General features: G+C 39.8%; 24 protein-coding genes, 1 other RNA gene and 1 pseudogene. 19 read left to right on the forward strand and 7 right to left on the reverse strand.

All coding sequences use genetic code 11. The features are described from left to right. Positions 1 to 103 precede the first annotated feature (103 nt). The 4 genes from L0951_RS11035 to L0951_RS11050 all read left to right on the forward strand — a co-directional run bounded on the left by L0951_RS11035 (position 104) and on the right by L0951_RS11050 (position 3,077). Complete coding sequence (locus L0951_RS11035) at positions 104 to 337, forward strand: putative signal transducing protein (RefSeq protein ID WP_234111326.1); 234 nt, start codon at positions 104 to 106, stop codon at positions 335 to 337. 109 nt (positions 338 to 446) lie between these two features. Next, positions 447 to 1,283 carry a 1,4-dihydroxy-2-naphthoyl-CoA synthase gene (locus L0951_RS11040; protein ID WP_234111327.1) on the forward strand — a complete coding sequence of 279 codons (837 nt, stop codon included), beginning with the start codon at positions 447 to 449 and terminating at the stop codon, positions 1,281 to 1,283. Between the two features lie 84 nt (positions 1,284 to 1,367). Next, entirely contained in the window at positions 1,368 to 2,294 is a 927-nt protein-coding gene (gene menA / locus L0951_RS11045; RefSeq protein ID WP_234111328.1) for a 1,4-dihydroxy-2-naphthoate octaprenyltransferase, read from the forward strand. Between the two features lie 102 nt (positions 2,295 to 2,396). After that, positions 2,397 to 3,077, forward strand: a complete 681-nt coding sequence (locus tag L0951_RS11050; RefSeq protein ID WP_234111329.1) for a metal-dependent hydrolase — start codon at positions 2,397 to 2,399, stop codon at positions 3,075 to 3,077. Positions 3,078 to 3,137: 60 nt separating this feature from the next. Here L0951_RS11050 and ffs read toward each other — a convergent pair. Then, positions 3,138 to 3,235, reverse strand: an RNA gene (gene ffs, locus L0951_RS11055) — signal recognition particle sRNA small type. A 62-nt stretch (positions 3,236 to 3,297) separates the two neighbouring features. Between ffs and L0951_RS11060 the strand changes: the two genes are divergently transcribed. From L0951_RS11060 to L0951_RS11095, 8 genes are all read left to right on the forward strand, one after another. After that, positions 3,298 to 3,879 (forward strand): DUF4199 family protein, encoded by a 582-nt coding sequence (locus tag L0951_RS11060; RefSeq protein WP_234111330.1) that lies wholly within the window; start codon positions 3,298 to 3,300, stop codon positions 3,877 to 3,879. 71 nt (positions 3,880 to 3,950) lie between these two features. Further along, complete coding sequence (locus tag L0951_RS11065) at positions 3,951 to 4,907, forward strand: glycosyltransferase family 2 protein (protein WP_234111331.1); 957 nt, start codon at positions 3,951 to 3,953, stop codon at positions 4,905 to 4,907. 15 nt (positions 4,908 to 4,922) lie between these two features. Continuing rightward, positions 4,923 to 5,639, forward strand: coding sequence for a GIN domain-containing protein (locus L0951_RS11070; protein ID WP_234111332.1), 717 nt, complete (start codon positions 4,923 to 4,925; stop codon positions 5,637 to 5,639). Between the two features lie 37 nt (positions 5,640 to 5,676). Then, a complete protein-coding gene (locus tag L0951_RS11075; RefSeq protein WP_234111333.1) occupies positions 5,677 to 7,395 on the forward strand; it encodes a phospho-sugar mutase in 1,719 nt (572 codons plus the stop codon). 88 nt (positions 7,396 to 7,483) lie between these two features. Beyond that, the gene (locus L0951_RS11080; protein ID WP_234111334.1) at positions 7,484 to 8,737 is read left to right on the forward strand and encodes a pyridoxal phosphate-dependent aminotransferase; all 1,254 of its coding nucleotides are present in this window, start codon (positions 7,484 to 7,486) and stop codon (positions 8,735 to 8,737) included. A 536-nt stretch (positions 8,738 to 9,273) separates the two neighbouring features. Then, complete coding sequence (gene kdsB / locus L0951_RS11085; protein ID WP_234111335.1) at positions 9,274 to 10,011, forward strand: 3-deoxy-manno-octulosonate cytidylyltransferase; 738 nt, start codon at positions 9,274 to 9,276, stop codon at positions 10,009 to 10,011. A gap of 76 nt (positions 10,012 to 10,087) precedes the next feature. Next, complete coding sequence (locus tag L0951_RS11090) at positions 10,088 to 10,750, forward strand: outer membrane lipoprotein-sorting protein (protein WP_234111336.1); 663 nt, start codon at positions 10,088 to 10,090, stop codon at positions 10,748 to 10,750. Positions 10,751 to 10,878: 128 nt separating this feature from the next. Further along, a complete protein-coding gene (locus L0951_RS11095; RefSeq protein WP_234111337.1) occupies positions 10,879 to 11,448 on the forward strand; it encodes a glutathione peroxidase in 570 nt (189 codons plus the stop codon). A gap of 58 nt (positions 11,449 to 11,506) precedes the next feature. Here the strand turns inward: L0951_RS11095 and L0951_RS11100 are convergent, their stop codons facing one another. The 3 genes from L0951_RS11100 to L0951_RS11110 form a co-directional block, all read right to left on the reverse strand. Continuing rightward, positions 11,507 to 12,961 carry an LptF/LptG family permease gene (locus L0951_RS11100; protein ID WP_234111338.1) on the reverse strand — a complete coding sequence of 485 codons (1,455 nt, stop codon included), beginning with the start codon at positions 12,959 to 12,961 and terminating at the stop codon, positions 11,507 to 11,509. Positions 12,962 to 13,029: 68 nt separating this feature from the next. Further along, on the reverse strand, positions 13,030 to 13,677 hold the full coding sequence (locus tag L0951_RS11105) for a LolA family protein (RefSeq protein ID WP_234111339.1): 648 nt from the start codon (positions 13,675 to 13,677) through the stop codon (positions 13,030 to 13,032). 63 nt (positions 13,678 to 13,740) lie between these two features. Continuing rightward, complete coding sequence (locus L0951_RS11110) at positions 13,741 to 16,185, reverse strand: FtsK/SpoIIIE family DNA translocase (RefSeq protein WP_234111340.1); 2,445 nt, start codon at positions 16,183 to 16,185, stop codon at positions 13,741 to 13,743. A gap of 141 nt (positions 16,186 to 16,326) precedes the next feature. Here L0951_RS11110 and L0951_RS11115 point away from each other — a divergent pair, with 141 nt between their 5' ends. The 4 genes and pseudogenes from L0951_RS11115 to L0951_RS11130 all read left to right on the forward strand — a co-directional run bounded on the left by L0951_RS11115 (position 16,327) and on the right by L0951_RS11130 (position 19,920). Next, positions 16,327 to 18,315, forward strand: coding sequence for a urocanate hydratase (locus L0951_RS11115; RefSeq protein ID WP_234111341.1), 1,989 nt, complete (start codon positions 16,327 to 16,329; stop codon positions 18,313 to 18,315). Positions 18,316 to 18,356: 41 nt separating this feature from the next. Further along, positions 18,357 to 18,684 (forward strand): annotated as a pseudogene (locus L0951_RS11120) (DUF2200 domain-containing protein). Between the two features lie 166 nt (positions 18,685 to 18,850). Next, positions 18,851 to 19,003 carry a hypothetical protein gene (locus L0951_RS11125; RefSeq protein ID WP_234111342.1) on the forward strand — a complete coding sequence of 51 codons (153 nt, stop codon included), beginning with the start codon at positions 18,851 to 18,853 and terminating at the stop codon, positions 19,001 to 19,003. A gap of 191 nt (positions 19,004 to 19,194) precedes the next feature. Beyond that, on the forward strand, positions 19,195 to 19,920 hold the full coding sequence (locus tag L0951_RS11130) for a nitroreductase family protein (protein WP_234111343.1): 726 nt from the start codon (positions 19,195 to 19,197) through the stop codon (positions 19,918 to 19,920). Here L0951_RS11130 and L0951_RS11135 read toward each other — a convergent pair. After that, positions 19,917 to 21,476, reverse strand: coding sequence for a S41 family peptidase (locus L0951_RS11135; RefSeq protein WP_234111344.1), 1,560 nt, complete (start codon positions 21,474 to 21,476; stop codon positions 19,917 to 19,919). The two genes, L0951_RS11130 and L0951_RS11135, sit on opposite strands and share 4 nt — an antisense overlap. Positions 21,477 to 21,650: 174 nt before the next feature. Beyond that, positions 21,651 to 22,256: a bifunctional nicotinamidase/pyrazinamidase gene (gene pncA, locus L0951_RS11140; protein ID WP_234111345.1), complete on the reverse strand. Its 606-nt coding sequence runs from the start codon at positions 22,254 to 22,256 to the stop codon at positions 21,651 to 21,653. A gap of 125 nt (positions 22,257 to 22,381) precedes the next feature. Between pncA and L0951_RS11145 the strand changes: the two genes are divergently transcribed. From L0951_RS11145 to L0951_RS11155, 3 genes are read left to right on the forward strand one after another with little or no spacing between them, the layout of a single operon-like run. Continuing rightward, the gene (locus tag L0951_RS11145; protein WP_234111346.1) at positions 22,382 to 22,918 is read left to right on the forward strand and encodes a YfiT family bacillithiol transferase; all 537 of its coding nucleotides are present in this window, start codon (positions 22,382 to 22,384) and stop codon (positions 22,916 to 22,918) included. Between the two features lie 58 nt (positions 22,919 to 22,976). Then, a complete protein-coding gene (gene ytxJ, locus L0951_RS11150; RefSeq protein ID WP_234111347.1) occupies positions 22,977 to 23,351 on the forward strand; it encodes a bacillithiol system redox-active protein YtxJ in 375 nt (124 codons plus the stop codon). Positions 23,352 to 23,357: 6 nt separating this feature from the next. Then, entirely contained in the window at positions 23,358 to 23,957 is a 600-nt protein-coding gene (locus tag L0951_RS11155; RefSeq protein WP_234111348.1) for a Crp/Fnr family transcriptional regulator, read from the forward strand. Positions 23,958 to 24,006: 49 nt separating this feature from the next. Here L0951_RS11155 and L0951_RS11160 read toward each other — a convergent pair whose 3' ends face one another. Beyond that, positions 24,007 to 24,873 (reverse strand): RNA polymerase sigma factor RpoD/SigA, encoded by an 867-nt coding sequence (locus L0951_RS11160; RefSeq protein WP_039344711.1) that lies wholly within the window; start codon positions 24,871 to 24,873, stop codon positions 24,007 to 24,009. Positions 24,874 to 25,163 lie beyond the last annotated feature (290 nt).

The following is a 25,163-nucleotide window of genomic DNA, read 5'->3' on the forward strand; positions in this document are numbered from 1 at the left end:
TCAAACAAATGCTCCAATCGGTGCTATTAACTTCTGTCGTTCCTTTTTCCAGGTCTTTTTCGGGATCATGTTCAAAAATTTGTTAACTTTAGAAAAAGAAATCATGTCAGAATTAGTTACCCTATTACGTTCCTCCTATTTATATGAGGTAGAGATTGCCAAATCGAAACTCGCATCCCGGGACATTCCCAGTTATGTGAAAAATGAATTTGTCAATAATGTGGCTGTTTTCCCGATGTCTCAGAATTACGTCCTCCTCATCAGCGAAAACGATTTAGAGGAAGCCAGAAAAATCCTGGAAGAAGATGACACGCTGGATGAAACCGAAATGCTTTAACATGATTGATGCAGGATAGTCCATCAATTTCACAATTCACAATTCGTATTTCGCCCTTCGTATTTCGCCCAACTTTTCCCTATCTTTACCCCTTAAATTTTCTACTAAAATGACCGATTGGAAAACCGTAAGGGAATACGAAGATATTACCTATAAAAAATGTGGGGGAGTCGCCAGAATTGCGATTAACAGACCTGAAGTTCGCAACGCATTCCGCCCGAAAACCACCTCAGAATTGTATGACGCTTTTTATCACGTTTCCGAAGATCCTTCGGTGGGAGTGGTCTTATTGACCGGCGAAGGACCAAGTCCGAAAGACGGTGGCCATGCTTTCTGCAGCGGTGGCGACCAAAAAGCGAGAGGACATCAAGGTTACGTCGGCGAGGACGGAAGACACCGCTTAAATATTTTGGAAGTGCAGCGTTTGATTCGTTTCATGCCGAAAGTAGTAATCGCCGTGGTAAACGGTTGGGCAGTTGGAGGTGGTCATTCGCTCCACGTGGTTTGCGATTTGACTTTGGCAAGTGAAGAACATGCGATTTTCAAACAAACCGACGCAGATGTAACCAGCTTTGATGGAGGTTATGGTTCCGCATATCTGGCTAAAATGGTGGGGCAGAAGAAAGCTCGTGAAATTTTCTTTCTCGGAAGAAATTATTCCGCCAAAGAAGCCGAAGCAATGGGAATGGTCAATGCCGTAATTCCTCATGCCGAACTGGAAGATACTGCTTATCAGTGGGCTCAGGAAATTTTAGGAAAATCGCCTATGTCCATCAGAATGTTGAAATTCGCCATGAATTTGACGGACGATGGAATGGTCGGTCAGCAGGTTTTTGCAGGCGAAGCCACAAGACTGGCGTATATGACCGAAGAAGCCAAAGAAGGACGAAACGCATTTCTGGAAAAACGGAAACCGGATTTTGGTGAAAATAAGTGGATATCTTAAATGGAAATTGGAGATCAAAAGTATGGAGCTGTGAGATTTTGTGTCATAGTAACGGTCTTAAAGTCTCATGTCTAAAAAATATATATGAAGGATTGGATTAACGCCGCACGGTTACGGACTTTGCCGCTTTCAATGAGTGGAATTATTATGGGATCGTTTATCGCGAGATGGCGGATTTTGAACAATGGTGGAACTTGGGACTGGCAAATTTTCGCAATGGCGATACTGGTAACTTTATTGTACCAAATCCTGTCTAATTTCGCCAATGATTACGGCGACGGAATTAAGGGAACTGATAAACTGAGAGTCAACGAGGCTGAACAGAGAGCAGTAGCTTCCGGAAAAATTACAGCAGCTCAGATGAGGAATGCCATGGTTTTGTTTTCAATACTTTCTTTGATTGCTACCGTGGCGCTTCTGTATCTCGCATTTTATCCAAACCACATCAGGGAATTCTGGATTTTCGTGGGATTGGGAATTGCCTGTATTTTGGCGGCGATTAGTTACACGGTTGGTAAAAAACCTTATGGATATTTGGGATTGGGAGATATTTTCGTGTTTATCTTTTTCGGGTTGGTGTCTGTCTGCGGAAGCTATTTCCTCTTTACCAAAACTTTTGATTGGGATATTCTGATTCCGGCAACTTCCATCGGAATGATGAGCACCGCCGTTCTGAATCTGAACAATATGCGTGATATTGAAAGTGATGCTTTAAGTGGAAAAAAAACTTTGGCCTTAAGGCTGGGTTTCAAATATGCGATGATTTACGAAGTTATTTTGCTGATGCTGCCCTTGATCTTAATTCTGGTTTTCCTGGGTGTCAATGGTTTCATCAAGGAAGGAAAATATTACCCGTTCATTGTGATGATCCTGCTTTTCCCGATGACGGCATTAAGAAGAAAAATAATGACGGTAAACGAACCTAAAGAACTCGACCCATTTTTGAAGCAGGTTGGAATTTTAACCTTGATGATGGCGGTTTTGCTGGCTTTAGGACTCAATTATTTTTAAATATTTGCCGGCAAAATTCCCGCCGAATGATCTGGTTTTCGTGCATCTAAACAACTAAATTTGAATCGGGAACCGAGTTAAAATTAAAAACAAAATAAGATTATGAAAATAAAATTCCTCGGACAAAACTGCTTTTTGTTCACTTATAACGGGAAAAATATATTAAGTGACCCTTTTTACAATTTCCAGAAAGAGAAATCCGGGTTTGATATTTCGGCGCAACCGATTGATTATGTTTTGATTACTCATGCTCATGGCGACCATGTTGCGGATGTGAAGGAAGTTTTGGAAAAACATCCCAATGCGACTTTAATTGGTCAACCGGAAATTTGCGGCTATTTCAAGCATGCCCATTCCCTTGACATTAATTTCGGAGGTTCTGCAAAAATTGATGACCTGAAAATCTCGATGGTTCCGGCTTCACACACTTCAAGTTTCCCGGATGGGATCTACGGTGGCGAACCTTGTGGATATGTTTTCAGGTTCCAGGGAAGGAATATTTATTTCGCCGGCGATACTGGAATTATGGCGGATATGGAAATTTTTCCCAGATTGTTCGGAAACATCGATTTGGCGATACTTCCAGTCGGCTCACATTATACGATGTGTGCAAGAAAGGCTAGTTTTGCTGCAGCAGAATTGCTGAATACCAAAAAGGTGATCGGTTGTCATTTCGATACTTTTCCACCGATCAGAATTAATCATGAGGAAGCAAAAAGTTTTTTCGAAGACCGAAACATCGATTTCTCATTGCCAGAACTTGGACAGGAATTCCAGGTTTAAGAAAAAAATAAAGAGATTAAGAAAATACTTTTCCCTAATCTCTTTACCTATAGAAATAAAAAATGGCAAGCTACCTACATCACACCGCTACAACCGATTACCTTTGCTGCGTTCCCACCCTGGAGGATTTTCAGGAGCTGGTTGTGTAGGACTTGCCGGTGCAAAGATACGGCTTTAATTGAAAAAGCAAAATTCAAAATTCAAGAAAATATAGATTTTTATGACAAAAAATGTTTATGCAGTTGGTTTCCTGCTTTTTATAGCAACTATGACCGTGTTTTTTTTAATGTATTTTTTTGGGATGAACACCCAGTATTATCATAATTCAATCCTAATTAACGCGTTCCTTCTACCGGCGATTTATTTGGCAGGTGCATTTATCTCGGTAAATAGTCTCAGAAAAACCGGAGTCCGCATGGGATTTCGGGAGATTTTCGGAAGGGCTTTTGTTCCGATGTTTTTTGGCGGGTTGCTTTCGGTTTTCAGTATTTTCTTTTTTTTCAATAAAGTGGATGAAAAGGCGAAAGACTTGCTGAGTTACCAATACATCGAAAGCTACCGTACTTCTCTGGAAGAAGATTACAGCAGTTCTACCCAAATTCTTAAACCGGGAAGCGAAGAGTGGAACGCGGTGAAAGACAAATACGAAGAGGCAAAAATGCGTATCGCAGCAAAGGAAAGCAAGAAAGAGGACATGTTTTCGGCTAGAAATTTCAGTTACGTTTTTGCTGGATATTGTGCCTATTTCCTTATCTTATCGACATTCTTGGCTACTTTTTTCAGAAGTAGAACAGAGCAATAACATCGTGTTGGTTCATTTATTATTTGGACAAACATTCGTAAATTTGAACAATAAAATCAAATCTAAAACCTTTGAATCCTAACCTATCCATTATCATTCCGCTTCTGAATGAAGAAGAGTCACTTGAAGAACTATTTACAAGGATTGACCAAGTATGCAAATCGAACGAACTTTCCTACGAAATCTGGTTTGTGGACGATGGAAGCACCGATTCCTCTTGGAACACCATTGAAAACCTAAAGTCCAGCAATCCGCAAATTCATGGAATTAAGTTTTCCAGAAATTATGGAAAATCTCAAGCGCTCCATGCCGCATTTGAAAAGGCAAACGGAGCGGTGGTGATCACCATGGATGCAGATCTTCAGGACTTTCCAGAAGAAATTCCGGAATTATATGCCATGGTCAAGAATGAAAATTACGACATCGTTTCCGGATGGAAAAAGAAGCGTTATGACAATGTGATGACCAAGAATCTTCCTTCAAAACTCTTTAATTCCGCGGCCAGAAAACTTTCCGGAGTTGAGCTGCATGATTTCAATTGCGGATTGAAGGCCTACAAAAAACAGGTCGTGAAATCCATTGATGTGTATGGCGATATGCACCGATACATTCCGGTTTTGGCGGCGAATGCGGGTTTCAGAAGAATTACCGAAAAGCCGGTTCAACATCAGGCAAGACCTTATGGAAGTTCAAAATTCGGTACCGAAAGATTTATCCGAGGTTTTCTGGACTTGGTTACTTTATGGTTTGTAAGCCGTTTCGGAGGAAGGCCAATGCATTTTTTCGGTGCGGCCGGAACTTTGATGTTCATTATCGGGTTTTTATCGGCGCTTTGGTTGGGGATTTCCAAACTCATCGATGTTTCGCATGGAATTTATGGGCATTTAATTACGAACAACCCGTGGTTTTTCATCGCATTGACGATGATGATTTTGGGAACCCTGCTTTTCATCGCCGGATTTTTGGGCGAAATGATTATTCGGACAACCAGGGAGAGCAAGAATTATCATATTGAGGAAGTGATTTAATTTGAAAATTAGAAAATGAAAAGAAACTGCAATATTTCTAATATTCTTCTCATCAGCCTTTTCTTCATCATTTCCTGCGGAAAAATCACCCCGAAAGGAAAAATAGAAAGCAGGGATTTTCCCGTGGAAGACTTCACAGAGGTCAATCTCCAAGGGAAGTTCCGGGTTTTTTATGTGAACGGTGACAAAAGCTTTGTCAATGTGGAAACCTATTCGAACATTATCGAAAATCTTAATTTAAAGGTTAAAGATAAAACTTTAAACATCACTGAAAACCGAGAAACCCAAGGTGTGGATTTCTACAATATCACCATCTACTCCAAATATAGTCCCGAAAAAATGGTGCTTTCGGATTCTTTGGAGATGAATATCTCGAGCGAAATAAAAACTGATCATTTTCGGCTAAAAATGAAAAATAATGCTAAATTTATTGGATCAGTTAATTCCAGAAAGGCAGAAATTGAGATGAAAAATGCGAGCCGTGCAAATTTCTTGGGAAAGACCAGGGATGCGGTAATCAAAATTTCTGACACGGCAAATATCATCGCGCCTTACTGGATGATTACCAATTTGGATATCGACTCCAGAAACGGAAATTATGCGGAGCTTAATGTGAAAGATACTTTGAAGGGAAATATCAGGAATACGGCAAAATTTGTTTATTACAACGACCCAATTCGGGTATTAAAAATCGATAAAACAGCAAACGTTCAAAACAAAGTTATAGAATAACAAACGAACTTTGTAACTCAATTTGAAACATAAAAATATGACTACATTAGAAAAAGCAAAACTTTGGCTTACCGACCCATTTGACTTAGAAACCCAAAAAACAATTCAGCACTGGATTGATACCGATTCGGATGAACTGGAGGATTCGTTTTACCGTGAACTGGAATTCGGAACCGGCGGAATGCGCGGAATAATGGGAGTGGGGACAAACCGCCTCAATAAATATACGCTGGGACAGGCAACGCAAGGTTTGGCAAACTATCTGAAAGAACAATTCCCCAATCAGGAGATCAAAGTAGCGATTGCTTACGACGTGCGAAACAATTCCAGAGAATTCGGAAAAATGTGTGCTGATGTTTTGACGGCAAACGGAATTAAGGTTTTGCTCTTCAAAAACCACCGACCAACCCCGGAACTTTCTTTTACCGTTCGGGATAAAAATTGCAACGCCGGAATTGTGTTGACCGCTTCCCACAATCCACCGGAATACAATGGGTACAAGGTTTATTGGAATGATGGGGCGCAAATTGTTCCGCCAAATGACGAAAATATAATCAGGGAAGTTTATTCGGTGAAGTTTGAGGAGATCAAATTCAATGGAAATGATGATCTAATCGAATGGATTGGTGAGGAACAGGACGAGGTCTATATCGATGTTTGCATGGAAAATTCCTTATACCAAACGCATAAGACAGGTTATGACAATTTGAATATCGTGTTCACTTCGATTCATGGAACCACTTACACCACCATTCCAAAGGCATTGAAGAAAGCAGGTTTCAAGAAAATTGATTTAGTGACCGAGCAAATGATTCCGAGCGGAAATTTCCCTACGGTGGAATCCCCAAATCCGGAAGAGCCGAAAGCGCTGGAAATGGCGCTCGATTTGGCGAAAATCGTAAATGCGGATATCGTCATCGGAACAGATCCAGACGGAGACCGCCTCGGAATTGCGGTGAGAAATCTGGATGGAGCAATGCAGCTTTTGAACGGAAACCAAACCAACACAATTTTGACTTATTATATTTTGGACCAGTGGAAAAAGTTGGGGAAAATCACCGGAAAAGAGTTTATTGGTTCCACAATTGTGACATCGGATATATTCTACGATATCGCGAAAAAGTTCGGAGTGGACTGCAAAGTTGGTTTAACGGGATTCAAGTGGATCGGAAAAATGATTCGCGATGTGGAAGGAAAAGAAAAATTCGTTTGCGGCGGTGAGGAATCTTTCGGATTTATGACCGGAGATTTTGTTCGGGACAAGGATTCTTGCGGCTCGATTCTTTTGGCTTGCGAAATTGCGGCTTGGTGCAAAGCAAACGGAAGTTCGATGTTCCAGTATATGATCGATATTTACAAAGATTTGGGAATGTACTATGAAGGACTGATCAACGTGGTGAGAAAGGGAAGAACCGGCGCGGAGGAAATCCAGCAGATGATGCGGGATTTCCGGGAGAATCCGCCCAGAGAAATCGCAGGATCAAAAGTAGTTGAACTGAAAGATTTCCAGGAACAGACCTCACTTCATATTCCGGAAAACAAAAAATCGGTGATGGACAATATTCCAAAATCCAATGTGTTGATTTACTACACCGAAGATGGAACCAAAGTCTGCGTGCGTCCCTCTGGAACCGAACCGAAGATTAAGTTTTATGTTTCGGTGAAGGATTCTATTCATTCTGAAAATGATTTTAAGAATAAATTGATTACACTTTCGGAAAAAATTGAAAATGTAAAAAAAGATTTGAATCTGTAACAAGCATTTCAAATTCTTTTAGAATTGGTGGATGAGGAAAACATGTTGTGGTTCTCGAAAAAGAAATCTAATAGCATAAAAATTAAGCATGAAATTATCTAAACTCGCCGAAAACCTGATCGGTTCAGAAATTGTAAAAATCGGGAATGAAGTTAATGATTTGAAGGCTAAAGGAGCCGACATCGCTAATCTTACCATCGGAGATTTAAACTCCAATATCTATCCAATTCCGGCACGATTAAAAGAGGAAATCAATAAGGCCTATCAAAATAATCTCACGAATTATCCACCTGCAAACGGACTTTTGTCTTTGAGAAAAGCAGTTTCAAAAGATCTGAAGACCAGATGGGATTTGGATTATTCGCCAGATGAAATTTTAATCACGGGCGGTTCCCGACCATTAATTTACGGCACCTACGAAATTATCGTTGATAAAGACGACAAAGTCATTTATCCTATTCCTTCATGGAATAATAACCATTACGCTTACCTGACCAATGCGCAGAAAATTGAGGTCGAGACCTCGCAATCAAATAATTTCCTGCCTACCGCAGAGGATTTGAGACCACATTTGAAAGGAGCGGTTTTGCTGGCACTTTGTTCGCCGCTGAATCCCACTGGAACTATGTTCAGCAAAGAGCAGCTCTCTGAGATCTGTGAATTGGTTATACAGGAAAACAAATCTCGGGGCGAAAATGAGAAGCCCCTCTACATCATGTATGACCAGATTTATGCGATGCTGACTTTCGGTGAAGAACATTTTAATCCGGTCTCGCTTTTCCCTGAATTAAAAGAGTACACGATTTTCATCGACGGTACTTCTAAATGTTTTGCTGCGACGGGTGTGAGAGTAGGATGGAGTTTTGGACCGAAACTGATCATCGATAAAATGAAATCGTTGCTGACTCACGTAGGAGCATGGGCACCAAAACCAGAACAGGAAGCGGTTTCCGTTTTTTTGGGTGAAACGGAAAATGTGGAAGCGTTTGTGGATGATTTTAAAGGCAAAATTTCGGACAGCCTTACTTTTTTGCACTCCGCAGTTCAGGATATGAAATCTAAGGGATTTGCCGTGGAAAGCATCAAACCGATGGGAGCCATGTATCTTACCATTCAACTTGATTATATCGGAAAAACAAAATCCAATGGTGAATTGATTGCCTGTTCTTCAGACCTGGTGTTTTATCTGATTAATGAGGCGGGAGTAGCTTTGGTTCCGTTTTCTGCGTTTGGAGCTTCCCCGGAAATGCCTTGGTTTAGGGCTTCTGCAGGCGGATTATCATTAGATGAAATCAAGGCAATGCTTCCGAGACTGCAAAGCGCCTTGGCACAGTTGCGTTAAGGAAAAGTTAAGTGGAAAAAATTCTACATTAATGGTGGAAATTTTTGTGATGAGCACAATAAAATAAGAAAAAGATCCTCAAAAAAGAGAAACAGCAGTAGTTTCACAGACAGCCATTGCTAATGAAGCCAGCTATTACACGATGTTCATGAGGAAAATAATTGGTCTTTGGTAAAAAACAAAATAATCAATAGGTACTGATGATTTCTACATTTTTGCGGATTCCCTTAAAATCCCCGAAACGTTTTGGCAGGGTAGAAGGTTATACTCAATTAAAAATGTTCGCTGATCGGTTCGTCCATTAAAAAAATGCACAATCACTTTCGTTAAATGGTTTTGATGGAAGGTGGAACATTTATGGTCACTGACTTTATAAGGTTCTGAAAACCCAGCTTCCGCTTTGCCAGATAACTATAAAGTTATTTTCAACACCACCCATTCCGAATTCCATAAGATGAAACTGATTGATGTTCTTGATTATGAACCGGATGAGAGACAAGAAAGAATCTTAAGAAAATATAAGTCAAAATAGAGTTATGAAAATCATTGCCGTAATTCCCGCAAGATATGAAGCGAGCAGATTTCCCGGAAAACTGATGCAGATTTTGGGAGAGAAAACCGTGATTGCGACCACTTATCAGAATGTGGCCGAAACCGGTTTGTTCGATGAAGTATTTGTGGCGACAGACTCTGAAATTATTTTTAAAGAAGTGCAACAGATCGGAGGAAACGCCGTGATGACCGGTCAACACGAAACAGGTAGCGACCGGATTGCAGAAGCGGTTCATGATCTCGATTGCGATATTGTAATTAATGTTCAGGGAGATGAACCTTTTCTCAAGAAAGAGCCTCTGAAGCAGTTGATTGAAGTTTTCCAAGATGACGGAAATCGGGAAATAGCTTTGGCTTCACTGAAAATCAGACTGCACGAAACAGAGGAAATACAAAGTCCGAATAACGTGAAAGTCGTCACAGATCAGCAGGGATTTGCGTTGTATTTTAGCCGTTCTATTATTCCATTTCATCGGGAAAAGTCGATCGATGCTGAATATTTTAAACATATCGGTGTCTATGCCTTCCGAAAAGAAGCACTATTAAAATTTGCCAACTTAGAGCTGACACCGCTTGAAAAATTAGAGAAAATAGAATGTCTTAGGTATCTGGAGAACGGTATGAAAATCAAAATGATAGAAACTGATTTTGTGGGAGTGGGTATTGATGTGCCTGAAGATTTGGAAAAAGCGAGAGGCATTTTAAATACTTATAAATCATAGTAAATTTTGGGAATGTGAATAAAGTCATCTCCGATTCCTTTCAAAAATTTTATCTTTGAACCTTTAAAATCAATTAATGAAGAACTTTGTTTTAATCATCGCGCTTTTAATTTCACCGATTATTTTCGGGCAGACTGCGAAAGAAATCATAGACAAAAACATTGAAGTTTCGGGTGGTTTGACGAACTGGAAGCTGTTGAATTCGGTGATATTATACGGAAATGTGACTTTGGGAATAAATGACGAATATCCTATTAAAATTTATCAGCAAAGACCCAATCTGACCAAAACGGTAATCACGATCAACAAGAAGGAAACAGCAATTGAAGGTTTTGATGGGAAAAAAGGCTACGCGATGAATTATGCAGCCAATAAATTACAGGAATATCCGAATTATGTTGCAGAAAACTTTGACAATGACTTTATCGACTGGGAAAACAAAGGATTCGAAGCGAAATATTTAGGCAAAGAAAAAATCGGCGACATTTATTGCCACAAAGTAGAGCTGACGAAAAATGTAAACAAGACGGTTTACTATTTCGATGTGAAAAATTACATGCTTTTGCGCGAAATTAAAAAGGATGAAACCTTAAACTATTCTGATTATAAGCAGGTTGGTTCACTATTGATGCCGTTCAGAATCGAGTCCACTTCACCCAAGAAAGATAGCGATTACGTGATTTCCCTATATAAAATAGACACCAATAAGGTTTTTCCCGGAAATACATTTAAATTCTAAATTTTTCAATTTTAGCCATGTATTTCATGATTAAAGAATTTTCTGTTTTTGCTGATAGATAATATCAAACAGAAGTTTTCTGATTTTTTCCGTACCTTTCGTGGAGCGAAAATTTCATATTTATCCCCATGAAAAAAATATTCATTTTCCTTTTATCAATCGGTGCTTTTCTGCAAAACTGCAGCAATCAGAAAAAGGAAATATCACTCGAAAAAAATCAAAAAATGAAAACGATTTACGACTACCAAGTTGAGAGTCTTGACGGGAAACAGATCAATTTTGCCGATTTCAAAGGCAAGAAAATTTTGATTGTCAATACCGCTTCAGAATGTGGATTCACACCGCAATATGCAGATTTGGAGAAAGTTTATTCAGAGTACAAAAACAAATTAGTTGTAGTGGGCTTTCCAGCAAATAATTTTGGGGGACAGGAGCCGGGAACCAATGCTGAAATTGGGGCTTTCTGCCAAAAAAATTACGGAGTTACTTTTCCCATGGCGGCAAAAGTTTCGGTGAAAGGTGACGATACCGCGCCAATCTTTAAATATTTAACAGAGAAACAATTGAACGGAGTGAAAAACACCACGATTCTTTGGAACTTTACCAAGTTTCTTCTGGATGAAAACGGAAAACTGATCGATAGCTTTATCAGCACCACCAAACCCACTGATCAGGCGATTACGAAATATTTGAAATAAAATATACAAATTGAGACACAAAAAAGTCTGCCGAATTACAGGGCAGACTTTCTTGTTTTCAGCGGTATCTTTGGTGTTCCTTATTTTTGGAAAACCTTTGGATAATCGGTTTGAAATATGCTTTATATTTTTCAATATCAAATACTTGGGAATCGGTGAGTGCTTTGTAGGTTAACCAAGCGCCAAAAGGAAACAGCACCATATTCGGCAACCAGGAAGCCAGGTAAGGATCCATTTGTCCCGCCCACGCTAAATTCTCGACCGAAAGATTCAAAACATAAAAAATGATGAAGACAAATATGGCAATAACTACCGGAAGTCCCAATCCACCTTTTCTGATAATTGACCCCAAACTCGCCCCGATCAAAAAGAAAATCAAACAGGTTACAGAATAGGCAATAATTCTTTGCTGATAAAGAACCACTCTGGAAAAATAGGCGTGTAAATCTTTTAGTTGTTGATTTTTGGCGATGGTGGCCTGTTTTGCGATATCAATTTTGTTGTAGGCATTGTAAATTATCTCCAGTTTTTTGTCAGATTTGGCGGTATCTATTTTTGGGGGAGCCAATGGAGCGGAATTTTTTTTAGACTGATCAATATAGGTCACATAACCATTGGTTTGGCTGATCAGTTCTGAGTTCATATTTACCAGAATGTTGTTGTTTTCCTTTTTCGTTTTCACGATCGTGGAGTTTAGCTCAACATAGTTTTGAAAAGAATAGTCATCGCTGATTCTTTCCTCTTCTATAGCTTTATTGATGATTTCTGAGATGTTGAAATGGGAAACCAAAGTGTCAAACTTTATCGCTTGGTCGGGTTGTTTCAGCCTTTGGTTGTAGTCCAGATTGGCGAGATTATCTTCAAAAATATGGCCGTCAAAAAGAACCAGTTTCAGATAACTTGGATTGGCAGCGGGAACAAATTTCCCTTTTTTGGCAACAATAGATTGTTGATCATCAAATGAATTCGCCATTCGGTGAATGAAAACTCCTTCCAGATTTTCACCATTCTCACCTGAAATTTTGTCGAATTTCACGCTGTATCCCGGGATCTGCTGAATAAACTGTCCCGGTGTAAAATTAAGTGCGGGTCGACTTGCCGCAATGTTGTAGAGCATGTTTTTTGCCTTCCGCTGAAAATCAGGAATGATATTATTGGAAAAGAAAAAGAGAAAAATTGAAAATATCACCGTGACGGTAAAAAGAGGCATCATGATTCTGGTCAAGGAAATTCCGGCAGCTTTCATCGCGGCAAGTTCATATCTTTCCCCAAAATCTCCAAATGTCATAATCGCCGAAAGCAAAATCGTGAGCGGCAACACGAACTGAACCACAATCGCAGAAAGATAGGAGAGCAGTTTCAGAATTTCCCAGTAACTCAGACCTTTTCCGGTGAACTGTGCCAAACGGATCCAGATAATGTTCACCACAAAGATGAAAAACAGCACGCTGAAAATAAAAAGGAACGGACCGAAAAAAGTCTTGATGACGTATCCGTCGAGTTTTTTAATCATTGGGCAAATTTAACAAAAAAGTCGCAAAGCGATTTCTTTAGCGACTTCATCATAAAAGTAATTTCAAATTACAGTTCAGTGACAAAATAATTCTGATAATCCGCTTTGTTGAAGGTGAACATATTTTTGTTCAAAGTCTGGTTTTCCTTATAGTCACTGATCGCAATCACAGAAATGGAGTTGTCTGTTGAGAATTGCTCCAGTTTCACCAATTGTTTTTTCACAGAATTCACAAAGAGTTTTACTTCTTTGATTCCATTATTTTTGGTAGGAGTCAATCGGATGTAATCGGAATTCACACCATTTACTTTCACTTTTCCCATATAACTCACATTGTAACCTTTCTTGTATTCTTCAATATAGTTCAAAGGTGAAAACATTTGATCGTTTCCGGTCGGCTTTGCAATCGTGACTTCCTGGTCTTCTCCGGAAATATTATATACCTTATTTCCGTCATAGATCTGTTCTGTGTCCATGATTTTCAACTTGTACTTGTCTTTTGCGGAATAGAAGATCCCCGGTTGGGTTTTGGTCACATTACTTCCGGTTCCAGTACCATAAACGAATTTGAAGTAAACATTATCTTTCGCCTTATAATTTGCGGACACTTGATCCAAAATAGTTTTAGCTTTCGGATCCACTTTCTGGGCAGAAAAACTGCTCGCAGTGGCGATTGCAAATATTCCGAGTGTAAATTTTTTCAATAGACTTTTCATTTTTTCCTTTTTGTTTTGATCAATGATTTCCAGAAAAGTTAAACTTCTGTTTAAAATTTTGGTTTACTTCCGCAATTCTTCCAAAAACTGTTCCAAAGAATTCAAGTCACTGATCAGTACTTCGCGTGCTTTCGCCCCATTGAAACCACCCACGATTCCGCTTGCTTCGAGCTGATCCATGATTCGCCCAGCTCTGTTATATCCCAGTTTCAATTGTCTTTGAAGCATGGAAGTGGAACCTTGTTGCGTGGAAACGATAATTCTGGCGGCATCTTCAAAGAGGGCATCTTTTTCATTGGGGTCAAAAGTTCCGGCACTTGATGCAGTTTCTTCGCTGCTGTACTCGGGAAGCATAAATGCTGTAGCGTAACCTTTCTGTTCTCCGATGAATTCGGCAATTTTCTCTACTTCCGGGGTATCTACAAATGCACATTGAAGCCTTAGAATTTCATTTCCATTGAAGTAGAGCATATCTCCTTTTCCGATGAGCTGATCTGCTCCGGTTGCATCCAGAATCGTTCTGGAATCCACATTAGAAATTACCCGGAAAGCTGCTCTAGCCGGGAAATTCGCTTTAATCATACCGGTAATCACATTGACGGACGGACGCTGGGTCGCCACAATCAAATGGATTCCTACCGCTCTTGCTAATTGGGCCAATCTCGCAATTGGAAGTTCAACCTCTTTTCCGGCAGTCATAATCAAATCCGCAAATTCGTCCACCACCAAAACGATATAAGGCAAAAATCGGTGTCCATTTTCCGGATTCAGTTTTCGTTCAGAGAATTTTTTGTTGTATTCTTTTAAATTCTTACAAAAGGCATTTTTCAGCAAATCATAACGCGTATCCATTTCCACGCAAAGTGAGTTCAACGTGTTGATCACTTTGTGGGTGTCTGTAATGATTGCGTCATCACCATCTGGAAGTTTGGCGAGGTAGTGTCTTTCGATTTTTGAATAAAGGGAAAGTTCCACCTTTTTGGGGTCCACCATCACGAACTTCAGTTCGCTTGGATGTTTTTTGTAGAGTAGCGAAGTCAAAATCGCGTTGATTCCGACAGATTTTCCCTGCCCGGTTGCACCCGCCATCAGTAAGTGTGGCATTTTTGCCAAATCTGCCATGAAAATTTCGTTGGAGATGGTCTTCCCAAAAACTACTGGCAAATCCATATCAGAATTTTGGAATTTTTGGGAGGCGATCACACTTCTCATGGAAACCATCGATGGATTTTTCCTTGGAACTTCAATTCCAATGGTTCCTTTTCCCGGCATTGGTGCAATGATTCTGATTCCCAAAGCGGAGAGATTTAAAGCAATGTCGTCTTGTAATTTTTTGATGGAAGCCACTCTGATTCCCGCTTCGGGAACGATTTCATACAAAGTGACCGTTGGTCCGATGGTGGCCTTGATTTCGGCAATCCCTACATTGAAGTTTTTCAGCAACCCTACGATTTTGTTTTTGTTTTCCTCCAGTTCGTCTTTATTAATAGAGATTTCTTCGTTTCCATAATCCTTCAATAAATCGATGGGCGGCATTTGGAAGTTGGCCAAATCCAGTTTGTGATCATAAAGTCCGTGTTTCTCAACCAACTCCTTTGATTTATCGTCAATATCGTCATCGATGGTTTGCGCCACTTCTACCTTGAAATCAATACCGTCGGTTTTCGTTTCAGTTTCAGATTTAAATGGAGTTGAAGGACTCAAGTTGACGGCATTTCCTCCAACTTCTGATACGGTGATTTTCTCCAGACTTCCTTCAAAAGAAGTTTGGTTCGGTGTTTTTATGGTTTCAAAATCTTCCGCGAAAGCTGCTTTCCGGGTTGACTCGTCTTCACTTTCTTCTGGATTTTTTTCTTCAGCTTCCAATTCATCATCCGCTTCAAAGTTTTCTGAAGAATTCGGCATCATTGATTTCACTTTTCCGAGGGTATTTTCATTCAGCTCATTCAGCTTCGATTTCACGTTACTTGCTCGAAGATTGAACTCTAGAATGAAATACAGCGCGATGCTCGAAACGATTGCTAACCAAAGTCCGGCAGTTCCGATTACCAATTTCAAGAAATCCATGATTTGGAATCCGTAAACACCACCCAAAACGCCTTCACCATTGGTAATAGCTCCCATAAAAATCGGAAGCCAACAGATAAAGAACAGCGAATGCCCGAGTGTTTTCCAGGGTTTAAAATAGTTTTTCTTAAGGATCAGAGTACCCAAAACAAAACAAAGAAAAGCCACGACAAATGCAGCAATTCCAATGCTTTCAAAGATGAAAATATTTCCCAGCCAGTCACCCACACCGCCAAACAGATTGGATGATTGGGTTGTTTTGTCCAGCATTGCCCCGGCTCTGCTCTGATCAGACTTCCAGTTCAGCAAATAAGACAGGAAAGAAAAGGTCATCACCACCGAAATAATGACAAAGAGAATTCCGAAAAATATACGTGGTTTTGAAAGGATTTTATTTGATTCCGAGGTTGTTTCCGCAGTTTTTTTAGTGTTTTTTTCCATAATATCAGTGAGGACAAATTTAATAATAAATCTTAATAAATTTCTGCTTTTCTCAACTTCATTTGCACCATATTTTTTAAATTGAATATCTTTAAAGCTTCAAAATTGCTTTGAACATTAAACCTTGAATTTTAAACTGAAATGACCTTCCAAGAACAAATCCAACAGGGAATTCCCCGGGAACTTCCAGAGCAAAAACCGTATGATCCGCAAATCAACCATGCACCTAAACGCAAAGAAATCTTGAATGACGAAGAAAGAAAACTGGCACTGAAAAATGCTTTGCGCTATTTTGACCCCAAATTTCATGCAGAACTTTTGCCCGAATTTAAAAAAGAATTGGAAGATTATGGAAGGATTTATATGTACCGTTTCCGTCCGGATTACAAGTTGAAAGCAAGACCAATTTCAGAATATCCTGGAAAATCCGAGCAAGCAAAAGCGATTATGCTCATGATTCAAAATAATCTGGATGATGCAGTGGCGCAGCATCCGCACGAACTCATTACCTACGGCGGAAATGGAGCGGTTTTCCAAAATTGGGCACAATATCTTTTGACCATGAAATATTTGTCGGAAATGAATGATGAACAGACTTTGGTGATGTATTCCGGTCATCCGATGGGACTTTTTCCAAGCCATAAAGAGGCGCCGAGAGTGGTGGTAACCAACGGAATGGTGATCCCAAATTATTCAAAACCAGATGATTGGGAAAAATTCAATGCATTGGGTGTTTCTCAGTATGGACAGATGACTGCTGGAAGCTATATGTATATCGGCCCGCAAGGAATTGTGCACGGAACCACGATCACGGTTTTAAATGCCTTCAGAAAAATCAATAAAAATCCAAAAGGCGGTTTGTTCGTCACTTCAGGTTTAGGAGGAATGTCGGGAGCACAGCCAAAAGCTGGAAATATTGCGGGCTGCATTACTGTTTGCGCTGAAGTAAATCCAAAAATCACAAAAATCCGGCACGAGCAAAAATGGATCGATGAAATCCACGAAAACCTTGATGAACTGGTTGAAAGAGTGAAAAAAGCCAAACAAAATCATGAGACGGTTTCATTGGCATATCTTGGAAATGTGGTAGAAGTCTGGGAAAAATTCGCGCAAGAAGACCTGAAAATCGATATAGGCTCTGATCAGACTTCGCTGCACAATCCGTGGGCAGGAGGATATTACCCGGTTGGACAATCTTTCGAAGAATCCAATAAAATGATGGCGGAAAATCCGGAATTGTTTAAAGAAAAAGTTCAGGAAAGTTTAAGAAAACACGCCGATGCAATAAATAAGCATACTTCAAAAGGAACTTATTTTTTCGATTATGGAAATGCGTTTTTGCTTGAAGCGAGTAGAGCAGGGGCGGATGTGATGGCAGAAAATCCAACTTTAGGAAGGGAATTCAAATATCCAAGTTATGTTCAGGATATTATGGGTCCGATGTGTTTTGATTTTGGTTTTGGACCGTTTAGATGGGTTTGCACCAGTGGAAGCCCTGAAGATTTAAAGAAAACCGACGATATCGCCTGTGAAATTTTAGAAGAAATGAAGAGAAATTCTCCGCAAGAAATTCAGCAACAAATGGCGGATAATATTCAGTGGATCAAAGGTGCTCAGGAAAATAAACTGGTGGTTGGAAGTCAGGCGAGAATACTTTACGCAGATGCGGAAGGAAGGATGAAAATCGCTGAAGCATTCAACAAAGCGATAAAAAATGGAGCCATCGGACCGGTTGTTTTGGGTCGAGATCATCACGATGTTTCGGGAACAGATTCGCCTTACCGCGAAACTTCCAATATTTATGACGGTTCCAGATTTACTGCAGATATGGCGATTCATAATGTGATTGGCGACAGTTTCCGTGGTGCGACCTGGGTATCCATCCACAATGGCGGCGGAGTTGGATGGGGCGAAGTCATCAACGGCGGTTTTGGAATGTTACTGGATGGAAGTGATGATGCGGATCGCAGGCTGAAATCGATGCTGTTTTGGGATGTGAACAATGGAATTTCCAGAAGAAGTTGGGCGAGAAATGAAGGCGCTATTTTCGCGATAAAGCGGGCGATGAAAGCGGAACCGAATTTGAAAGTGACGCTGCCGAATTTGGTGGATGAGGATTTGTTAAGGTGATGATCTGCTAATTTGACCTTGAAGACGAAGGTGTTTAAAGAATGAGTTTTGTGGCAGTTTATCCGCATTACTTGGCGAAAGTGGAGAAAAAAAGGAAGAACGATTGCGGGACTTCACAAGGTGATTTTTTGGTTGATTGGCTATGATGAAAACCAACTTCAATAAATCCTTTCCGGCAAAACCGATTTTCAAAATTTTCTCAGTGAGGAGACGAATTTGAATCCGAATGCCTCGAAAATTACAGGGGTGATCTGTAGTTATGGATTTGAAGATACTGAGCATCCCTTGATGCAGAAAATCCGCTATCCCGATAAACTGGTGGATGAACTGGCGAAAGGAAACAGGGTAGAAAAGATTTTCAGAGACTGAGGTTTTCCCTATATAAAATAGTATTTCCGCAAAGTTTTTTTGCGGATTTTTTTATTTTAGTGATAAAAAATTTCCACTATTCAAATCAAATATTTATTTCAATTTATTACTCACGAAGAATGGGTTCAAAGAAGAGAGGAACGGTTGAAAAAAAATATGCAGCAATATGGAGCTTATCATAACTGATGAAGCGCAAAATGATTTATGGCACATCGAAGATTATTCATTAAATAATTGTTCGATGCAGGTTTTGATGATTTCAATCAGAATTATGATGAAGCGGTTGAATTCATCTGCAACGTTCCTGTACAATTTATGAAAAATGTAGACACTACCTATCATAGGTATTTGCTCAACAAACACAATTCTATCATCTATAAAATCGAGTCCAATAGAATGCTAATCATCAAAATGCTCCAAAATTTCCAAGATCCCGAGAAAACCTTGAAGACATTTCACAACTTTAATTAAAGTAAAATACAATTCTGTTCGTCATTTCAAAAAAAACCTATGTCTTTAGAGGAAATCCTACAACATCGCCGCTCGGTTCGCCACTATGACCCAACCAAAGAAATCGATTCGGAATGGGTGAAAGAGTGCATTCAAATGGCTACTTTAGCGCCGAATTCTTCCAATATGCAATTGTGGGAATTTTATCATATTACCGATCATGAAACCCTGAAAAAACTTTCCCGTGCATGTCTGGACCAGGAATCTGCAACTACCGCCAAGCAAATGGTGGTCTTCGTGACAAGGCAGGATTTGCACAGAAAACACGCCAGGAAAATGATGGAGTTGGAAGTACAAAATGTGCTGAAAAATAGTCCAAATGAAAAGCATGAGAAACGTTCCAGTCGGTGGAAACTCTATTATGGAACGGTGATGCCGTTTCTATATACAAGGTTTTTTGGAATAGCGGGATTTCTAAGGAAAATTTTTGCCTATGTGGTGAATGTTTTCAGGCCAATGATTCTGGAAGTCTCGGAAAATGACGCGAGAGTAGTGGTCCACAAAACCTGCGCTTTGGCTGCACAAACTTTTATGCTTGCCATGTCCGAGAAAGGTTATGACACCTGTCCGATGGAAGGTTTTGACAGCAGAAGAGTGAAACGGATTTTAAACCTGCCGATGGGTGCAGAAATCAATATGGTGGTTTCTTGCGGAATCCGCATGGAAAAAGGAGTTTGGGGTGATCGGATGAGATTGCCATTCGAAGAGGTTTACCGAAGGGTTTAGTGGCTGTGATCGGATTTTTCGGATTGTTCCTTTTTAATTTTCTGCATCACCCAATCCAGCTGAACATCCTTTTTCTGTAAGACTTCCGCCAAAGTCGGAATGATTTCCTTATCTGGAATTACACCTTTTTTGGTGTTGGTGAATTCTATGTTTGGCTGAATCAGCATTAATCCGATCGGGAGAGTGAGTCGTGAATTCTTCAGTTTTTGGGTGGAGTACCTTCCGGCAACGGTTCCATCATTGGCACCACCAGTTTCTTCGCCCACTAAAAAAGCACGCTGGTCGCCTTTCAATTTTGAAGAAATAAGCGATGATGCAGAAAAGCTGCTGCCATTAATTAGCACGAAAATTTTGCCGTTGAAATGGTTTTTCTTTGGATTCTTAATGGCAAAAATACCGTTATTCTTTAGGTAAAACTGATCTTCTCTTTTCTTTACGGAAAGTGCCGTTCCCATCGCATAAAGCGGATAACCGAGAACAGCAAGCGGTTTGGTAATGGTGGAAAATTCCGAAAAATAATCAGCGTGAAACATTGATGAACGAGAGGTAACCTCAATATCTTCAATGAATTTGAATTTTTCAGACACCAGATAGGAATACAGATTGTTGATTTCATAAAGCGAACCACCCAAATTATCGCGGATATCCAGAACCAGATATTTTGCCGGAGATTTTCTGATTTTGGCGAAACTTTGCTTGTAAAACCTTCGGGAATAGGTCCCGGAGAAAGTTTTGATTTTCATATAGGCAACTGTGGAATCTTTCGTGGGGAACTGCAAATCGCGGTTATAGCTTTTGGTAAGGATGTTGTAATCTTTGGTTTTTCCGGTTTCGCTTTTGGTCAATTTTTTATTTTCCTGCTCTTCTTTTTTCTTTTCTTGCTTCGTCATTTTCTCGCGATTGAGATAGAAAGTTTTGATTTGATTGTTCAGTTTGGTTTCTAATTTCACTGAATCCAAAATGCCATATTCTGCAGTAAAAAAAGCGGGCCACCTTCTCGCCATTGAGTATTTTTGAAAAGTTTTGTTGAATCCATCACTGTTGACGAATGGTTTGTATTTTTCCAAAAGTTCTTTCGCCGGAATATCCTTTATTTTCAGGATTTCGGTTCCCACCTCCATATTGGCTATTTTTTCGGCATTGTCCGAAACAAAAATACGGTAATCATCAACCACGAAATTAAACCTGCTCAGTAATCCTTTTTGGTTCTTCAGAAATTTGATTTCCTGCTTGGTCAGTCGCTTTTCCATCGGATAAAGCCGGAGGTGACCTTCTTTTACTTTTGCAATAACCGGCGCCAGTTTTTGGAAAAAATCATTGGGTTTTAAAGGTGTTTTAATGGAGCTTTTCAAACTGTCGAATTGATAATCCAACGAATCTTGGGAAATATACCAGTTGAGTTTCGGATGCAGTTGTTTCAATTTATGGTAAATAAAATCTACATCGCTTCGCAGTTTTTCCGGAGCAATCGGGGTTTCCCGCCTTTCGTTGTGTTTTTTTACGGAGATGCAGGAAGTCAGAAAGGCGAGAAGTATAATGAAAATGATCTTATTCAAAAGGAAAATTTTCGCTAAAAATAAAGAATTTCAAATGAAAAAACTTCCCAAAAATTGAGAAGTTTCAGATGATTTAAGATTTTGCGAACTTTTGTACAGTAACGCTCGCAGCCAACTTTAGTGCAAATATTTGGTGTTCATTAAAATTTTTTCTTCAAATTTTTGGAATTTTTCTTATCCCAAAACCGTTACCGTATTCTGCAGCATTTCAAAGACCGCATCTTTTGCATTTTCCGGTTTCAGGTTTACAGCGCGGGTTCCGTTGAAATGCAGACAGGTTACATAACCCAATCTTGCTGCATCCAAGCAGGTATATTTAACGCAATAATCCAAAGCTAAACCAACAATCTCAACCAATTGGATGTCGTGGAATTTTAAAAAATCATCAAGTCCGGTTTTCACGATTTGGTTGTTGTCCTGAAATCCACTATAACTGTCCACATCGGGGTTTTTTCCTTTCTGCACGATATGAGTGACTTTGTCGAGGTTCAAATCTTTATGAAATTCCGCCCCGAAAGTCCCCTGAACACAGTGATCTGGCCACAAAAACTGTGGCAAGCCGTTGAGAATAATTGTTTCACCCACCTTTTTTCCGTTGTTGGATGCGAAACTTTTATGGTTCGCCGGATGCCAATCCTGGGTGAGAACAATTTGGTCATACTGGTTTTCTTCCATCAACAGATTGATATAAGGAATGATCTCATTGGCATTGGGAACAGCGAGTGCGCCACCTTCGCAGAAATCATTTTGCACATCGACAATAATCAGGGCTTTTTTCATTGTATTAAATTTTTTTAAGCGTAAATGCTTTGTACTTTATTTTTGGTAAATTTACTGAAACTAAGACGCAAATCTTCAGCCAAGCCAACAATTTGGACAAAAAGTCAAAAAAACATAAAGATAAAATGGACAACATGGAACAAAAGAAATATCCCATCGGAAAATTCACTGCACCTGAACAAATCTCTGACCAGCAAATCGATCAATATATCAAAGTGTTAAAAGATTTCCCAGGAAAACTAAAATTGCTGATCGAAAACTGGACGGACGACCAGCTCGATACGCAGTACAGGGAAGGCGGTTGGAAGGTGAGACAACTGGTGAATCATCTCGCAGACAGCCATATGAACAGTTATATCCGCTGCAAATTGGCCTTGACGGAAGACAATCCCACTATCAAAACTTATGACGAAGCGAAATGGGCAGAACTGCAAGACAGTTTCAATATGGAGATCAAACCGGCTTTGCAAATACTGAAGGGACTTCACAAACGCTGGGTTTATGAATTGAAATCATTGACCAATAAGGAGTTTGAAAGCACATTTTTTCATCCCGAACAAAACCGTAAAATTACTTTAAGAGAAACACTGGCTTTTTATGCATGGCATTGCGACCACCATTTGGCACATATTGAAAATCTTAAAAAGGAGAAAGGGTGGTAAATCCGGGAAGTTTCTTCCAAAAGATTCCGTAAATTTGGCTTTATAAAAAAGTAGTACAATGGGATTTTTACATAAAATATTCGGCAGCTCCGAAACTGAAAATGCAGAAGTGAAATTCTGGCATGAGATCAAATCTGAAGGTGATTTGGAAGACGCCATCAGGAAGTCATCCGAAAAGAAAGTGGTGATCTTTAAACATTCCACCAGATGCCACATCAGTAAAATGGTTAAAAAGAAATTTGAAAAAGAAGTGGGAAATTCTGATAAAGCTGTGGAATATTACTACCTGGATCTGCTTGCTCACCGAAAGATCTCCAATAAAATTGCAGATGATCTGGGAGTGGAGCACCAAAGTCCGCAACTCATTGTTTTGGAAAACGGAAACGCGGTGAGAAATGCTTCTCATCATTCGATTAACTTGAATATAGTCTGATTCTGGATGGAAACGAATCTGAATATCACCAATTATCTTTCGGAAGTTTTGGAAATCCCCAAAGAAGCAATCTCTAATTGCAGCAATCATTTCAGTGCAAAAAAAGCAGCAAAAAATGAACTTTTGCTTCGCGAAGGTGAAGTGTGTAATCAAACCTTCTTCGTGGAAAAAGGATTACTCAGAATGTATTCCATAGACAGAAACGGAAAAGAGCATATCATTCAGTTTGCGCCCGAAAACTGGCTGATTTCTGACCGAAGTTCCCTTTACTTCCATGAAAAGTCGAAATATTTTATTGAAGCGGTGGAAGAATCAGAAGTCCTTTTGCTGAAAAGCGATTTCTTCACGATCATCAACCAGAATTTTCCGCATACTGCTGAAAATAATGATTTGTTGTTGCAAAAACACATCCGGAACCTGCAAAATAGAGTGAATTCGTTGTTGGGAGATACTGCTGAAGAACGCTACATGGATTTCATCAAAATGTATCCAGATATTCTTCTGCGCGTTCCTCAATGGATGGTGGCATCGTATCTTGGGATTACCCCCGAAAGTTTGAGCCGCGTCAGAAAAGAACTTGCCCGGAAGAATTTTCGAACTTCATAAATGAGCAAAAAAAATCCCTCGCTTTCGGAGAGGGATTTAAAATGAGGAATTATTTTCCGAGGTAAGATTTCAAAATCTTGCTTCTCGTATTGTGTTTCAATCTCTTGATCGCTTTTTCCTTGATTTGTCGCACTCTTTCTCTGGTCAGGTCAAATGTTTCGCCAATTTCTTCCAAAGTCATCGGGTGTTTTCCATTAAGCCCGAAATAGAGTCGAACCAAATCCGCTTCTCTCGGGGTCAAGGTCTGCAATGCTCTTTCGATTTCAATCTGAAGCGATTCCAACATCAAATCCTTATCCGGACTTGGCGATTCGCCAGAACGCAAAACATCATACAAATTGGAATCTTCACCTTCCACCAAAGGAGCATCCATTGATAGGTGACGACCAGAATTTTTCATGGATTCCTTAATGTCGTCTTCACTCATATCAAGAACTTCCGCCAATTCTTCCGGAGAAGGTGGTCTTTCATTTTCCTGCTCCAAATGTGCGTATGCTTTGTTGATTTTATTGATGGATCCAATCTTGTTCAAAGGCAATCTCACGATTCTGGATTGTTCCGCCAAAGCCTGCAAAATCGATTGGCGAATCCACCAAACCGCATAGGAAATGAATTTAAAACCTCTGGTTTCGTCATATCTTTTCGCGGCTTTCATCAAGCCGAGATTTCCTTCATTAATCAAATCGGGGAGTGATAAACCCTGATTCTGGTATTGTTTAGAAACAGAAACCACGAAACGCAGATTCGCCTTGATCAGTTTTTCGAGTGCAACTCTATCACCGGCACGGATTTTTTGTGCGAGTTCTACCTCTTCATCAGCAGTAATCAGATCCACTTTCCCGATTTCCTGCAAATACTTGTCAAGCGACGCGGTTTCTCTGTTGGTAACCTGTTTTGTAATTTTTAATTGTCTCATTGAATAGATAACAACCCATTTTTTAAGGCTGCAATTATATATACGATAGGAATCCCAAAAAGGTTACAATATTTTGAAAATAAAGCAAAATAGTTTTCTTTGGGCGACTATTTCCGTCTTCCGTTCCCGCTTTTTTTCTTCCTACGCTATGCTCCTCTCCAAGAAAAAAGAGCTCCACTCAAGCCGGGTCGCGGTCTCTGCCACGCTGAAAAAGGGTCACTTGTTCGTCGGATTCCGCCACCATTGAAGGGCAAAAAAAAACTCATCCCGAATTTTCGGAATGAGTTTTT

The organism is Chryseobacterium sp. R2A-55, from assembly GCF_021401085.1.
In the GTDB taxonomy this organism is placed as follows: Bacteria; Bacteroidota; Bacteroidia; order Flavobacteriales; family Weeksellaceae; genus Kaistella.

Excerpts from the sequence above, each read along its gene's own strand:
- L0951_RS11035 (WP_234111326.1), top strand. The coding sequence starts at position 104 with ATGTCAGAATTAGTTACCCTATTACGTTCCTCCTATTTATATGAGGTA.
- L0951_RS11040 (WP_234111327.1), top strand. The coding sequence starts at position 447 with ATGACCGATTGGAAAACCGTAAGGGAATACGAAGATATTACCTATAAA.
- menA (WP_234111328.1), top strand. The coding sequence starts at position 1,368 with ATGAAGGATTGGATTAACGCCGCACGGTTACGGACTTTGCCGCTTTCA.
- L0951_RS11050 (WP_234111329.1), top strand. The coding sequence starts at position 2,397 with ATGAAAATAAAATTCCTCGGACAAAACTGCTTTTTGTTCACTTATAAC.
- L0951_RS11060 (WP_234111330.1), top strand. The coding sequence starts at position 3,298 with ATGACAAAAAATGTTTATGCAGTTGGTTTCCTGCTTTTTATAGCAACT.
- L0951_RS11070 (WP_234111332.1), top strand. The coding sequence starts at position 4,923 with ATGAAAAGAAACTGCAATATTTCTAATATTCTTCTCATCAGCCTTTTC.
- L0951_RS11075 (WP_234111333.1), top strand. The coding sequence starts at position 5,677 with ATGACTACATTAGAAAAAGCAAAACTTTGGCTTACCGACCCATTTGAC.
- L0951_RS11080 (WP_234111334.1), top strand. The coding sequence starts at position 7,484 with ATGAAATTATCTAAACTCGCCGAAAACCTGATCGGTTCAGAAATTGTA.
- kdsB (WP_234111335.1), top strand. The coding sequence starts at position 9,274 with ATGAAAATCATTGCCGTAATTCCCGCAAGATATGAAGCGAGCAGATTT.
- L0951_RS11090 (WP_234111336.1), top strand. The coding sequence starts at position 10,088 with ATGAAGAACTTTGTTTTAATCATCGCGCTTTTAATTTCACCGATTATT.
- L0951_RS11095 (WP_234111337.1), top strand. The coding sequence starts at position 10,879 with ATGAAAAAAATATTCATTTTCCTTTTATCAATCGGTGCTTTTCTGCAA.
- L0951_RS11100 (WP_234111338.1), bottom strand. The coding sequence starts at position 12,961 with ATGATTAAAAAACTCGACGGATACGTCATCAAGACTTTTTTCGGTCCG.
- L0951_RS11105 (WP_234111339.1), bottom strand. The coding sequence starts at position 13,677 with ATGAAAAGTCTATTGAAAAAATTTACACTCGGAATATTTGCAATCGCC.
- L0951_RS11110 (WP_234111340.1), bottom strand. The coding sequence starts at position 16,185 with ATGGAAAAAAACACTAAAAAAACTGCGGAAACAACCTCGGAATCAAAT.
- L0951_RS11115 (WP_234111341.1), top strand. The coding sequence starts at position 16,327 with ATGACCTTCCAAGAACAAATCCAACAGGGAATTCCCCGGGAACTTCCA.
- L0951_RS11125 (WP_234111342.1), top strand. The coding sequence starts at position 18,851 with ATGGAGCTTATCATAACTGATGAAGCGCAAAATGATTTATGGCACATC.
- L0951_RS11130 (WP_234111343.1), top strand. The coding sequence starts at position 19,195 with ATGTCTTTAGAGGAAATCCTACAACATCGCCGCTCGGTTCGCCACTAT.
- pncA (WP_234111345.1), bottom strand. The coding sequence starts at position 22,256 with ATGAAAAAAGCCCTGATTATTGTCGATGTGCAAAATGATTTCTGCGAA.
- L0951_RS11145 (WP_234111346.1), top strand. The coding sequence starts at position 22,382 with ATGGACAACATGGAACAAAAGAAATATCCCATCGGAAAATTCACTGCA.
- ytxJ (WP_234111347.1), top strand. The coding sequence starts at position 22,977 with ATGGGATTTTTACATAAAATATTCGGCAGCTCCGAAACTGAAAATGCA.
- L0951_RS11155 (WP_234111348.1), top strand. The coding sequence starts at position 23,358 with ATGGAAACGAATCTGAATATCACCAATTATCTTTCGGAAGTTTTGGAA.
- L0951_RS11160 (WP_039344711.1), bottom strand. The coding sequence starts at position 24,873 with ATGAGACAATTAAAAATTACAAAACAGGTTACCAACAGAGAAACCGCG.